Source organism: Pedobacter cryotolerans (assembly GCF_005116475.1).
GTDB lineage: Bacteria > Bacteroidota > Bacteroidia > Sphingobacteriales > Sphingobacteriaceae > Pedobacter > Pedobacter cryotolerans.
This window is the reverse complement of record NZ_SWBO01000005.1, coordinates 205,160-219,074: the sequence shown is the minus strand read 5'-3', so window position 1 is coordinate 219,074 and position 13,915 is coordinate 205,160. Positions and strand designations below refer to the sequence as shown.

Sequence of the window (13,915 nt, the reverse complement as noted above, 5' to 3'; positions counted from 1 at the left end):
TATTTAATTGATAAAATTTAAAGCTTCTTCCACAGTATTAACAGGTAGTTGACAAGTTTTATTTCGGCAAACGTAAATTTTTGGTTCTTCGCTTTCTTTACCTTTTAATAGTGGAAGTTCGCTTTTTATGCCACCTAAAACTATTTTATTTGGAATATATTTTTGGCTAAATTCTTTCTTTATCTCACTAACATTATTACCAACTATTGCAATTTCATTAATACCATAAACTTCATTTAATAATTGTATACTCCAATTTGAGTAAGCAGAACCGTAAGCTTTTATGCGAGGTAAAACCGATTTTAGCATGGCCGATGCTTTTTCTCGACAATTTTCCTCATCATAAAACAAACCTAGTTTTTGTAAATTTTGTGCCATTACTGAATTAGATGCTGGTATTACATTATCCATCACTTCGTGTTTACGAGCAATTAAAGCTTCTCCATTGGCAGCGGTATAAAAAAACATATCGCTTTCTGCATCATTAAAATGATTAATCACATAATTTGTAAGAGATTTCGCTTCATCTAACCATTCTTCATTAAAATCTACTTCGTAGAGTGCAATTAATGCTTCAATCATAAAAGCATAATCATCTAAAAAGCCTATGATTGATGCTTTACCGTTTTTATAATTTCTAAATAAACCGCCATCTGGAGTTACTAAATTGTCTAACATAAAGTTAGCTGCAAGTTTAGCTCTTTCGTAATATGCAGGATAGTTTAACACTTGCGATGCGTCGCATAAAGCTTTAATCATCATGGCATTCCAAGCGGTTAAACATTTATCGTCTAAACCCGGTCTTATTCTTTTGCTCCGTTCGTCTAAGAGTTTTGCTTTAGCAAGGGCAACTTTATCGTAAAGGGTTTCAGCATCTAACTCATATTTCTCTAAAATCTCCTCATCAGTTTTGGTTCTTCTTAAAATATTGGTATGCTCCTCTTCCCAATTTCCGTGTTCGGTTACATCAAAATATTCGGCCATTAGCGTAGCATCTTCGCCAAGGATTTCATCAAATTTTGATTTATCCCAAACGTAAAACTTACCTTCTACCCCTTCGCTATCTGCATCCAAAGCAGAAAAGAATAAGCCGTTATCCGCACTCATTTCTCTAAAAGTCCAATCAATGGTATCTACAATTACTTGTACGAAAGGCTTAAACTTTAAACATTGATAAGCTTCGGCATACAAACTCATGAGTTGCGCATTATCGTACAACATTTTTTCGAAATGTGGCACATGCCATTTATCATCAACCGAGTATCTGGCAAAGCCACCACCAATTTGATCGTAAATACCACCCATGCTCATCTGTTCTAAAGTAGTGCAAGTGGCCATAAAAGTTGCTTCTTCTGCAGCTAAGAAACTATAGCGCAATAAAAAACTCCAATTATTTGGTAATGGAAATTTTGGTGCACGGTTATAGCCCCCTAAATTGATATCAAAGTGGCGTTTCCAAGGTTCGATGATTTCTTCTAATTGTACTAGCTCAAATTCGAGTTCATTTGTAGCAGGAATTATTTTTTCGGCTTGGTTAATGCCATCTGTTAATCGCTCTGCGTAATTTTTGGCTTTATCTGGTTCGTTTTTCCATAAATCGGCAACATTTTCTAAAATGTTAATCCAATCGTTTTTGCGAAAATAAGTCCCTCCATAAATTGGTCGTTGATCTGGCAAACAAATGGCATTTAATGGCCAACCACCGTTTCCATTCATCAATTGTACCGCCAACATATAAATCTGATCGATATCTGGTCTTTCCTCTCTATCAACTTTAATACAAACAAAATGTTTGTTCATCACTTCAGCCACTTCAAAGTTCTCGAAACTTTCATGTTCCATCACATGGCACCAATGACAGGCCGAGTAGCCTATACTCACCAAAATCAATTTATTTTCCTTTTTTGCTTTTTCTAGCGCTTCAGCATTCCACTCATGCCACTCTACCGGATTATAAGCATGTTGCAATAAATATGGTGATGACGCGTGAATGAGGTTATTGGGTTCTTGCATTTTAGAGGTGAGATTTGAGATGTGAGATTTGAGACATTTCTCTGAAACCTTGTAAAAATATAAATTATCTATTTAACCCCTTTCATTTAGTTTTGTTTTTTACTTTAGTGTCCTCAAACTCATATCTACTGTCTCATATCTCAAAAATGAAAATTACCCATACCGAAATATACCGCTTTAGCATACCAATGGAGCCTTTTGTAATTGCTACCGGCACCATGCACTTTGCACAAAATGTTTTAATCAGAATTTATACCGATGCAGGTATACATGGTGTAGGCGAATGTTCTGCATTTCCGATGATTGTAGGCGAAACCCAAGAAACTTGCTTGGCAATGGCTAAAGATTTTGCGCAAATTTTAAAAGGTAAAAATCCCTTAGAAATACCTGAAAGAATGCAAGATTTGTTGGCTTATGCTGATCATAATGCTACCATAAAAAGTGCTTTTGATATGGCGCTGTTTGATATTGCTGCAAAAAATGCAAAATTGCCTTTGTACCAGTTTTTAGGCGGACAAAAAAAGACCATTGAAACCGACATGACTATTGGTATTGATACACCAGAAGGTATGGCGCAAACTGCATTAAAATATCAAAAAAACGGCTGTAGGATTATAAAAATCAAACTCGGTAAAAAGGTAAATGATGATATTGAACGAGTAAAACAAATTAGAGCTGCCGTAGGCGATGAAATGGTTTTACGCTTAGATGCCAACCAAGGTTGGAGTTTTGATGATGCGCTATTTGCCTTAGGCGAATTAGCTGACCAGAATATAGAATTTTGTGAACAACCCATGCGTACTTGGTTTGATGATAAATTACCAGAATTGGCTTTAAACTCTCCTATTAAATTAATGGCTGATGAAAGTTGTTATAACCACCATGATGCGAGGAAGTTGATTAATAACCAAGCTTGCGAATACATCAACATTAAGTTTTCTAAATCTGGAGGGATTTTAGAAGCGCAAAAAATACACGAAATTGCTTTACAGCATGGCGTAAAATGCATGATTGGCAGTATGCTAGAAAGTAGAATTGCTTTAACTGCTAACCTACATTTTGCTTTAGCTAGTCCGAATGTGGTGTTTTTTGATTTAGATACTTGTTTATTAGGTCATTTGGTTGATCCTGTTGTTGGTGGTTTAACTTACGATGGTTACTTTTTAACTGTACCAGAAACCATTGGCATTGGAGCAGATGCTGATGAAGAGTTTCTGGAAACTTGTGAGCGTTGGATAGTATAGTTCGTCTTTTCGAACGAGGAACGAGGAGAAATCTGTAAATTTTACTAGTGTTAACGAAAGTTGAGCAGCTAAATTTTCTTCCATTTGAAACAGATAGCTTCCCTAAAAATCCTAGAGTGTGGATGCAATTATTGATATTTTTTTAGCTCTATGCCGCATGGCATCAAACTTTTGAAGCATCAAAAGTATGCAAAAATGCTTATCAATCCCATAATGTGCCTTTTCACAATCCCTCGCTCATCAAAAAAACAGCGGCACTTCGTTTTGTTCGTTTGCAATAAATGAAAGCATCTACACACTTGAACACAAAACCACTGCGTTTAAGGTTTGGAAGTGCTATTTGTTCTATAGTACTTCTGTTTTTTTGATCAATCTGGCACTAGGGATTGACGTGTGCTTAGCTCAAGACAGCAATATATGGACTGTACTTAGCAAATCCTCAAAATACAATGAGCAAAAAGATGTGTCAACACGATAGGAAAAATCAAGATACCTTCTTCGATATGACGTAGCCTTAGGGTTCGTCTAAATTAAAACCCCGTTGGTCGATAATTACGAAGTTTACGTATAATACCCTGTTTTTGCTTGCAACGTTTTTTGATTGTGTGCGTCTTATCTACAAATCACAAACAAAACTTAGCAATCATGAAAACTTCAATCAAAACCCTAATCGCAACTAGCTTAATCGCTTTAACATGCTCAACTTCATTAGTTTATGCAAACTCAGATTTAAAACCAAATGCTGTATCGGCAAACACGGTAAACATTTCATCAGTTAGAAAATTAAATATTAGTGGCAATGCTGAAGTAACAATCATTCAAAATTCAAAATCTAAAGTTCTTTACACCAATGAAGGAACGGAAAGAATAACGGTAAAAAAAATAGGCGACGCTGTTTATATCACCTCAAAAAATAATGCAAAAATCACTATTTATGTGGATGATATTTATAGAATTGAAGCGGCTGAAAATGCTGTTGTAAAAACTGAAAATTTAATCACATTAAAATATCTTCAAGTATTTACTAAAGATAACGCGTATGTAAACATCAATGCAAAAACAGAAAGTTTATACACAAGTATTAAAGATGAATCTACCTTAACCTTAAAAGGAGATACAGATTTATATACTATCGATATGGATAAAACTTCGAGAATAACTTTACAACAATTTAAATCTAAAAAAACAGATATGTCTGCTTCAGAAGTTTACGTAGCAGCAAGAAGTTAATTAATATCAAACCAAACAAACAATAGCCTTTCCGAAATTCGGGAGGGCTTTTTTGTTTGAGTTCAGGTTATGTGAAAAGAATTTGTCATCCAGATCCGCCGCGGCGGAGAAGGATCTCTACAATTGAATTCATAAAAGAGATTCCTTCCCGAAAAATCGGGACAAACTGTTCCTCGGAATGACAAATATGTTATTATAGTAATATAGGTTTCAAAAACTTCATAAATTACATCAATGTTAGCTTAATTGGACATCTTAATGCGTATAATCCTACAGCCTGTTTTTTACTTAATCAGCATTTGCTGAAACTTCAAACTATCACCATTAAAAGCATTAAAATCTACTACATGGTTAATTCCATTGATGCGGGCTTTATCAGAATGTTGCCAAAAATCCCAAGTATCATCTGCTAGTTTTAGCTTAGGCTGATAATAATGAGCCACCCAAAGGGGATATTCGTTATAAAAACCACGTAGGTAATCTTTGTAAAACTTTAAACCAGAATAAATAATGGGTTTAACTTTAGTTTTTTCTTCAACTTGGATGATAAAAGCATTTAATTCTTTACGCATTTTTTCTGGCGAAACGCCATCTAAACTTTCGATATCCACAACAGGCGGTAAATCTCCTTTTTCGAAATTAGCGGTTTGCAAAAAGAAATTGGCTTGCCATAAACCCGATTTTTTTGGCCTAAAGAAATGATAAGCCCCAGCTTTTAAACCTGCTTTTGGTGCTTCACGCCAATTGCGTTGAAAATACGGGTCGACTAATAAAATGCCTTCGGTTGCTTTAATGAAGGCAAAAGTGATTTTCACATCGTCTTCTTCCATTGCTTTTACCTTTTGCCAATCTATTTTACCTTGGTAATAAGAAACATCTATGCCATGTATTTGATGTTTTTTAGGAATTTTGATCGCAAAACTTTCGTAGGTTCTATAGTTTACATCGTCTGTTGGATGGCGTAACCAAAACCAAGTGGCCGAAGCAAATTTTAACACATAGCCATAATAAAATGGAGAAAGCAAAATTAACAAAATACCTGCAATAGCCACTTTCCATTTGGCAGCAAATGGTTTATTCGGTTTTTTACGTGTGACGGGTTTTCTTGCTACTGGCTTTCTCTTAATTGGAGGCATATTGCAAAATTGGGAAAAAATTAGTTGTTAAACTGCGGTAAATAACATTTCTATTCGCCGCAAATTTGCGGCGAATAATACTTATATTTACCGCAAGAATAATTTTCAACCATGGCAAAATACATTTATCAATACAAAAACTGGACTGATTTTACTTGGGAAGAAAAAACTATCCAAAAGGTTTTTGGTGAAGTACGTCATCTTCAAGGGACAATTGCTGGTCAAATGAGTTCAATTGGTTTTTCTACAAAAAATGAAGCTAATCTAACAACGCTTACTTTAGATGTGGTAAAATCATCTGAAATAGAAGGTGAACAGTTGAATTATGAACAAGTGCGTTCATCCATAGCGAGACGTTTAGGTTTGGAAGTGGCTGGCTTGGTTCCCATCGATAGAAATGTAGAAGGCGTTGTAGAAATGATGTTGGATGCCACACAAAATTACCTGCAACCACTAAGCGAAGACCGTTTATTTGGATGGCATTCGGCATTGTTTCCTACAGGACGAAGCGGAATGTATAAAATTGAGGTTGGAAATTACCGTACTGGAGTAATGCAAATTGTTTCTGGGGCAATGGGCAAAGAAAAGATACATTACGAAGCTGTTGAACCCAATTTAGTAAAACAAGAAATGGATAAATTCCTTGTTTGGTTAAATAATGAGCATACCGACCTAGATTTAGTATTAAAATCTGCTATTGCTCATTTTTGGTTTATCATCATACATCCATTTGATGATGGAAATGGTAGGATTGCAAGAGCAATTTCAGATTTATTATTGTCACGATCTGATGGTAGTACTGAGCGATTTTACAGCATGTCGAGCCAAATTTTGGTAGAACGAAAACGCTATTATGAAATATTACAAAAAGTACAGCACAGCGATGGAGATATTACCGAATGGCTGGAGTGGTTTTTAACTTGCTTGAAAAATGCATTGCTTGAAACACAAAACACCTTAAAAAAGATAGTAGATAAAATAGAATTTTGGAAACATCATGAACATACCTCATTAAATGAAAGGCAACGTTTGATGTTGAATAAACTACTAGATGGATTTGAAGGAAAACTAAAATCTTCTAAATGGGCAAAAATAGCTAAATGCTCTACAGACACAGCTTTAAGGGACATTAAAGATTTAATAGAAAAAAGAATTTTGAAACAAGAAGAACAAGGTGGTAGAAGTACGAGTTATGAGTTGGTTTAAAATTGTAAATTTAGGGTTTGTCGGTTTTAGAATTATAAACGGATTACGGGAAACCGTAAAAATTTTATTAGAGTAATTGGTAGCTTGCGGTTAGTTAATTTTTGATATGGAAAAATTACTTTAATGAATGAGTATTAAAGGTTTATATTTGCTTGGAAATGATTAAACAAGGATATGTTGCTGAAAGCAGAAAGTTATTAGTAAATTTTAGACGAACGCCAGACAAATGAAAACGACTGATAACAGAAGGGAACTCATAGACTTTTTTAATGGTAAAGAAAAAGAAACTATTTTCTGCTTACTCGACATTGATGACTTTACAACCTTTAACTTATTTAACAGCTATGAAAGGGGGAACACTTTACTTGACCAACTTTCATATACTATAAAACAAATTCCTGCTCTTAACAAAATAACAAGGGTTGACAGTGACGAGTTTCTCTTTTCTTGTTTCGGCAATTTTGAGATGAATAAAAAAAATCTTTTTCTTCTAATGCAAACTATTCAAAGTGAACTAAAGATTACTGTTTCAATTGGGGTTACAGAACGTAATTCATTCACGACTTCCTCTGATTATATTCTAAGAAAATTAAGGCTTGGCTTGCTGATTGCTAAAGACTTTGGTAAAAACAAATTGCACTTCGACTAATGAGATACGCCCTAATTGACAACTCAACTTTAACCGGTATTCAAAGACTTTTGGGTGAAATTCCAGTTAAGAATAAGTCAGTAATAGATAATGACATAATTTCTTTTGAGAACTACATTCAAGCTATTTTATTCTATGACAATATAATTTGTATTGACGATTACAAAGAAAAATACAGAAAAAATAGGATTGATTATTTTCCCAATATTCGTTTCATATCAAAGGACATTTTCGAGTATGATACATTTGTAAAAACAGCTAATGACGTAACTAAAAACATTTCACTTGAAATTAGGGGCGGCAAGATTTCTGACACTGATTTTCAGGCTTATTTTGAAAGGCTTCAAATGACATTCCAGTTTACTTGGGATATGTCCGCCAGTAAATTCTTCTTGACGCAAAAAATGCTTCTTGGAAATTCAATATTAGACCAAGACCAATTCACTAAACTGCATTCATTTATATTTAAGGAAAATAATGAACAATATGAAGTAGCGGCAGGACTTATCAATAAGACACCAAAACTTTATGACAGTAAGGGAAATGAAATATACATTAACCTTGACAATGGAAAAGTAAGCAATTCAGATGTTGGTGATGGACTTTCTCCTCAATTTCAAGCATTGGTGGCGAGTTTAAATTGGATTTCACAAAGAACAGCTTTTTATGTTTTAGCAGCTGACTACCTTTACGCAGACCTATTCATTCAACCAATTCGACAATCATTTTTACAAAACATTATTCAAAGAACATATCCTGACTATAACTTGGGTGTGTTTGGAAACTTCCGAAATTCTATAAATACACAATCAGAGGAAACTATAAAAAGCATTTTAGTAAATTCTCAAAATTTCGGTGTGGCATTGGATATTCCTTTGTTCTCAGCCTATTTTGCAAAAAAAACAAATAACTCAAAAAAAATAATTGAAGCAGCATTAAATGAAAGAGACAATAAATTTTTCTTTGAAGCAAGGACAAAATTAAGAGAGTTAAATCTGCTTTTAGACAATGATGATAGAATTAAATTTATTAGAGAGATTAACCTTCTAACTACAGACATAAATAAAAACTTCAAGAGTATAGAAAGTAAATATGGTCTAGGTGACAAGCAAGGTATAGGTTTTAGTCAACTAAAATTTCTGTTCAGTTCAATACCACTCGTAAAGGATATTTCTTTACCAAAAGAATTAGATGTTCGTATTAAGGAATTAGAATTTATGAAACATATTTTGCCAAGAAAAGGATTTAATGCTGTTTACCGTAACATTATCGAAGACCTGTTCGAGTTTGACAGAATAGGACGATATAAAGACATTTTAGTTGGCAATGTTATATATGACGACCAAGCTACTTCTTATGGCATAAAAACGGAAGACCCTCGATACGTTAAAACAAGTTCTTACTGGAAAAAACCAATGTAATGAAAAGAAAAACTAGGCATAACAACACACTTGCAATAGGCGGGATTTCCGTGCTTTGGTGATAGTTTTGTAGTAGCCAAAAGTTATGTTCCGCATCAACATTGGTGCTGAAAAGTAAAACAATATCAAATTTATCAAACCGCCACACTTCTCCCCTATAAAACCCAACCCTTAGTTTTATAAACCCGACAGCGCCAAATAGCCCGGAATGAAGTGCAACGCAATGAGGACTATAGGCAATGGCGGGACTGCAGCATCTATGAAAAACTAACATTCGTTTTCCATAAAAAATCCCTGCTTAAACAAATAAACAGGGAGTTTTGGAATTTAATGTAACTAATCAATAGTTTAAATTTCTAAAATAATGTCAGTCTGAGCGCTTGCCCGCCGTGGCTGGTGTCGAAGACCTACTAATGCGCTTCGACAAGCTCAGCGTGACAAAAATTAAAATCGTTATCTTATTTACTCAACTCAGCAAAATATTTATGGAACAATGGCAAAGTTTCGATGCCTTTGTAGTAGTTATAAATATCGTATTTTTCGTTTGGCGAATGTAAAGCATCGCTATCTAAACCGAAACCAAAAAGTACAGATTTAATACCCAAAACATCTTCGAACAGGGCAACAATAGGAATACTACCACCACCACGAGTTGGGATTGGTTTTTTACCAAAACTATCTTCAATTGCTTTTTCGGCAGCTTTGTAGGCTACGCTATCGGTTGGTGTAACTACAGGCTCGCCACCATGGTGTGGGGTAACTTTTACCTTCACTCCTTTTGGCGCAATACTTTCGAAATGTTTGGCAAAAATTTCAGAAATCTCTTCAGAACTTTGGTTTGGCACTAAACGCATCGAAATTTTAGCATTGGCTTTGCTTGGCAATACAGTTTTTGCACCTTCGCCAATGTAACCACTCCAAATGCCATTAACCTCTAAAGTTGGTCTGGTGCCAGTACGCTCTAAAGTAGAATAACCTTTTTCGCCCCAAATTTCGTCAATTGCTAAATCTTGTTTGTATTCTTCGTCATCATGAGGAGCAGAATTGAGCGCTTTTTTCTCCTCATCGCTCAGCTCGATAACTTTATCGTAAAAAGCTGGAATGGTAATGTGGTTATTTTCATCGTGTAAAGAAGCAATCATTTTACATAATATAGTTGCTGGATTTGCCACTGCACCACCATAAACACCAGAGTGTAAATCGCGGTTCGGACCAACAACTTCTACTTCCATATAAGCTAAACCACGTAAACCAGTCTCAATAGATGGGTTTTCCATGCTGATCATCGAGGTATCAGAAATCAAAACTACATCTGCTTTTAAACGTTCGGTGTTGGCTTTCACAAAAATACCCAAGTTTGCAGAACCAACTTCCTCCTCGCCTTCAATCATGAATTTAATGTTACAGGCTAAAGTGTTGGTTTTCATCATCAATTCGAATGCTTTTACGTGCATGTAAAACTGCCCTTTATCATCGCAAGCACCACGAGCGTAAATTTTACCATCGCGTACGGTTGGCTCAAATGGTGGTGTATGCCATAACTCTAACGGATCTGCTGGTTGCACATCGTAATGACCATAGATTAATACGGTTGGTAAAATTGGGTCAACCATTTTTTCGCCATAAACGATTGGATAACCTGCTGTTTCGCAAATTTCAACTTTGTCTGCACCCGCATCTTTTAATTTTTGCGCAACAAAATCAGCTGTTTTTAACACATCACCTTTATACTTAGGATCGGCACTAACCGATGGAAAACGCAACAACTCAAACAACTCGTCTAAAAAACGCTGTTTGTTATCTTCTACATATTTCTTGATTTCTTGCATAACATTTATATTTTACACAAATATAGGAAACTGTTTAAATTTGGAACCACATAGACACATCAGATTTGGTTTTAACTTCATTAAAAGGGTTAAGATTTTGAAAAACATTATTTGCAACAGATGATAGGCTTGTGTTTCTAACAAACTATGTGGCTATGTGGTAAAAAAACCTTCAAATTGCTCAATGCAAAATGATTGATTTGTATCTTTAGGCAGAAATCAAAACTATGCAAGAATTTACAAACGAAACGATCGATTTAGCAAATCTACCCAAATACGAAGATGTAATATTAACAGCTCCAAACTCAAAATATTGGAATGTAATTGTAATTAACCTTGGCATTGTACTGATTATACTAGGTGCGTTTTTAGGTTTGTTTATTTTTTTATTAGATGATAAGCTACCAAATCCCATCTATCCTATCGCTGGATATGTATTGTTTTCGGCCTTTTTATTTATCATCTACAGGTTAAGTTTCAAAAAAAGAGGTTTCGCTTTGCGAGAAAAAGATATCATTTATAAACATGGTGTGATTGCCGAAACCACAACCATCATCCCAATTAACAGAATACAGCATGTTGCTTTAGATGAAGGCATCACTTCTAGAAGCTACGGATTGGCAACCTTACAGATTTATACGGCTGGTGGCGCAAGCGGACATGTTCAGATTGCAGGAGTTGAAATTGATAAAGCAAAAATGATAAAAGAAGCTTTAGTTAAAAGATTGGATTTTATAGTAGATGCAACTGCTGAATAAGATGGAAAACGATTTTAGTAAACCGCAAAGGCAATCGGCTGCAGGTATTGTAATTATGGCCAGCTATGCTGCTCAAAAAGTAATCAGAGCGTTATTTTTTCCTTTTATTATTTTTCTTTTAAAAGCTGAAAAAAGCCACTTGGTTTACTTTTTTCTGGGTGGAGCAATTATTCTGGTTATAACCATTGTTTTTTCCTATTTAAATTATTTAAAATTTACTTTCTTTTTAGATAATGAAAAGCAAGAATTTGTAATCAATAAAGGCATTTTTAACAAAACTTTGTTGACTATTCCGCTTGAGAAGATACAGCAGGTAAATATTAACCAATCTTTTTTACAAAAAATGGTTGGCGTTTTTAGTGTAGAAATTGACACTGCTGGTGGCGCTGATAAAGAAGTGAGCATTAAGGCTATTGATGAAGCTTCGGCCTATCGATTAAAAGAACATTTATTGAACGGTAATAAAGTAGCTGAAAATGCTTTAGTTGATAATGATGAACAAAAATTAGAGGCCGAAAAGCCATTCATTAATCTTAGTCTATCAACCTTACTGAAAGTAGGTTTAACTTCTAACTATGGTAGCAGTCTGGCTTTATTAATTGGTTTTGCTTATGCTGTTTTTCATAATGCGAAAGAGTTATTGAAAGCTTTTGATACAGATAACGGACAAGTTGAAGCTGCCATTGAAAGAGGAATTAATGTAGCGTCAATCGGCATATTGTTTTTAGCGGTTATTATTTTATTGCTTGTGATTAATATTGTGAGAACAATAGTTAAATTTTATGATTTTAAGATCAGCAAACACAAACACTCGCTATTAATTTCTGCTGGTTTATTGAATAAGAAAAACACTTTGTTGAGCCCAAAAAAGGTGCAGATTACGAGTTATAGTCAGAATTATTTTCAGAAAAAACTAAATATCTTAAACCTAAACTTAAAACAAGCAGCGTCTGGCGTACCAACTGATGCTAAAGATTTAGAAAAATCTAACTTGAGCTTGCCAGGGTGCAGCGCCACAGAAAAAGATGAAATTCTGAGAATTATCTTGAGCAAATTACCAAATGAAACTAAAACTTATCTACCCAATTTTAGGTTTTTAAACCTGCCAATTCTGTTTAATGCAGTTTTGCCTGTCGGGATTTTTTGGATTGTAGCTTTAAATATTCCAGAAGTGATGGGTTTTTATCCCTTGTCAATTATCTATTTCATCATCGTTTTAGTGATGATTTATTTTAGCTACCGCAGACATCGTTTAATGGTTAATCAGGAATTCATCATCAAAAAATCTGGCATTTGGGATATTTCTTATGAGCATATTTTTCCGCATAAAATACAGGCAATTAGCACTTTTCAGTATCCTTGGCATAAAGGTGTTGATGTTGGCCATGTTGATTTACACACCGCTGCAGGGGTAATTCATTACAAGTTTGGCAATTACACCGAGATTAAAGGATTGGTTAATTATTGGTTGTATCAGGTTGAGAGTAGTGATGAGGATTGGATGTAGTTAAAAAGCAAAAAGACTAAAGCTGAAAGACCAAAGTGAAGATAAAGCAAATCTATTGTGATGAAAGTTTAATTTAAATAAGTGTAAATTAGTAGCATAGAATGATATTTTAATGGACAATATAGAAGAATTAAACTTACAAATACTTCCTATAACTTTACTTTCTAAGTTTCTTGGTCAATTGAATAATGATTTAGAAAAGCAATTCAATAAACTAAAAGATAGCGAGTTAGATGTTGCTAATTTTAGTTTCTATACTTCGGTTTCAGCAGTATTTTCTTCTAAAATTGAGGGAGAAGATATTGAACTGGATTCGTATATTAAACATAAACGCTTTGGCGCTCATTTTTTACCAGATTACACTCGTAAAATAGACGACCTGTATGACACTTATATTTACGCCCAACAAAATAAGTTAAATATAAAAAATGTTGCAAAAGCGCATACCCTACTCACTAAACACATTCTCCAAAAAGCACAACAAGGTAGGTTGAGAAAAGGAAATATGTTTGTTGTTACTAAAGATGGCAAAATTGAATATGTTGCAGTTGCCCCAGAAAAAGTTGAAGAAGAATTAAACAAACTACATGAAGATATAGCAAAGCTGATTAATTGTGAACTCACTTTTAACGAAACTTTTTTTTTCGCATCGTTGATACATTTGGTATTTGTAAAAATCCATCCTTTTGAAGATGGAAATGGTAGAACAGGACGCTTGTTAGAAAAATGGTTTTTATCTGAAAAACTAGGAGAAAAAGCTTGGTTTATTCCTTCTGAGAGAAACTATTACGAGCAACACCAAACTTACTATCACAACCTTAGAAAGCTAGGCATAGAATATGAGGAACTGGATTACAGCAAAGCTTTGCCTTTTGTGCAAATGTTGGCGAGTTCAATAAATTAATAGATAATTAATGCTCAA

General features: G+C 34.4%; 11 protein-coding genes. 8 read left to right on the top strand and 3 right to left on the bottom strand.

The features are described from left to right. Nucleotides 1-3 precede the first annotated feature (3 nt). Nucleotides 4-2,013, bottom strand: a complete 2,010-nt coding sequence (locus tag FA045_RS11020; RefSeq protein WP_136877129.1) for a thioredoxin domain-containing protein — start codon at nucleotides 2,011-2,013, stop codon at nucleotides 4-6. A gap of 146 nt (nucleotides 2,014-2,159) precedes the next feature. Here FA045_RS11020 and FA045_RS11015 point away from each other — a divergent pair, with 146 nt between their 5' ends. Together FA045_RS11015 and FA045_RS11010 are read left to right on the top strand one after the other, a co-directional pair. Further along, nucleotides 2,160-3,257 carry a mandelate racemase/muconate lactonizing enzyme family protein gene (locus FA045_RS11015; RefSeq protein WP_136877128.1) on the top strand — a complete coding sequence of 366 codons (1,098 nt, stop codon included), beginning with the start codon at nucleotides 2,160-2,162 and terminating at the stop codon, nucleotides 3,255-3,257. Between the two features lie 645 nt (nucleotides 3,258-3,902). Continuing rightward, complete coding sequence (locus tag FA045_RS11010) at nucleotides 3,903-4,487, top strand: GIN domain-containing protein (protein ID WP_136877127.1); 585 nt, start codon at nucleotides 3,903-3,905, stop codon at nucleotides 4,485-4,487. Between the two features lie 284 nt (nucleotides 4,488-4,771). On the opposite strand, the gene FA045_RS11005 is transcribed toward FA045_RS11010, so the two are convergent. Further along, nucleotides 4,772-5,623 carry a glycoside hydrolase family 25 protein gene (locus tag FA045_RS11005; protein WP_136877126.1) on the bottom strand — a complete coding sequence of 284 codons (852 nt, stop codon included), beginning with the start codon at nucleotides 5,621-5,623 and terminating at the stop codon, nucleotides 4,772-4,774. Nucleotides 5,624-5,734: 111 nt separating this feature from the next. Here FA045_RS11005 and FA045_RS11000 point away from each other — a divergent pair, with 111 nt between their 5' ends. The 3 genes from FA045_RS11000 to FA045_RS10990 all read left to right on the top strand — a co-directional run bounded on the left by FA045_RS11000 (nucleotide 5,735) and on the right by FA045_RS10990 (nucleotide 8,899). Then, complete coding sequence (locus FA045_RS11000; protein WP_136877125.1) at nucleotides 5,735-6,829, top strand: Fic family protein; 1,095 nt, start codon at nucleotides 5,735-5,737, stop codon at nucleotides 6,827-6,829. Nucleotides 6,830-7,055: 226 nt separating this feature from the next. After that, complete coding sequence (locus FA045_RS10995) at nucleotides 7,056-7,478, top strand: nucleotidyl cyclase domain-containing protein (protein WP_136877124.1); 423 nt, start codon at nucleotides 7,056-7,058, stop codon at nucleotides 7,476-7,478. Further along, nucleotides 7,478-8,899: a hypothetical protein gene (locus FA045_RS10990; RefSeq protein WP_136877123.1), complete on the top strand. Its 1,422-nt coding sequence runs from the start codon at nucleotides 7,478-7,480 to the stop codon at nucleotides 8,897-8,899. Before FA045_RS10995 ends, FA045_RS10990 begins: the two co-directional genes overlap by 1 nt. A gap of 458 nt (nucleotides 8,900-9,357) precedes the next feature. On the opposite strand, the gene FA045_RS10985 is transcribed toward FA045_RS10990, so the two are convergent. After that, nucleotides 9,358-10,728 (bottom strand): dipeptidase, encoded by a 1,371-nt coding sequence (locus FA045_RS10985; RefSeq protein WP_136877122.1) that lies wholly within the window; start codon nucleotides 10,726-10,728, stop codon nucleotides 9,358-9,360. A 227-nt stretch (nucleotides 10,729-10,955) separates the two neighbouring features. Between FA045_RS10985 and FA045_RS10980 the strand changes: the two genes are divergently transcribed. From FA045_RS10980 to FA045_RS10970, 3 genes are all read left to right on the top strand, one after another. Beyond that, a complete protein-coding gene (locus FA045_RS10980) occupies nucleotides 10,956-11,486 on the top strand; it encodes a PH domain-containing protein (protein WP_136877121.1) in 531 nt (176 codons plus the stop codon). Nucleotide 11,487: 1 nt separating this feature from the next. Beyond that, nucleotides 11,488-12,993 carry a PH domain-containing protein gene (locus FA045_RS10975; RefSeq protein ID WP_169305047.1) on the top strand — a complete coding sequence of 502 codons (1,506 nt, stop codon included), beginning with the start codon at nucleotides 11,488-11,490 and terminating at the stop codon, nucleotides 12,991-12,993. Between the two features lie 112 nt (nucleotides 12,994-13,105). Beyond that, nucleotides 13,106-13,897, top strand: coding sequence for a Fic family protein (locus tag FA045_RS10970; protein WP_136877119.1), 792 nt, complete (start codon nucleotides 13,106-13,108; stop codon nucleotides 13,895-13,897). The last annotated feature ends 18 nt before the right edge of the window (nucleotides 13,898-13,915 follow it).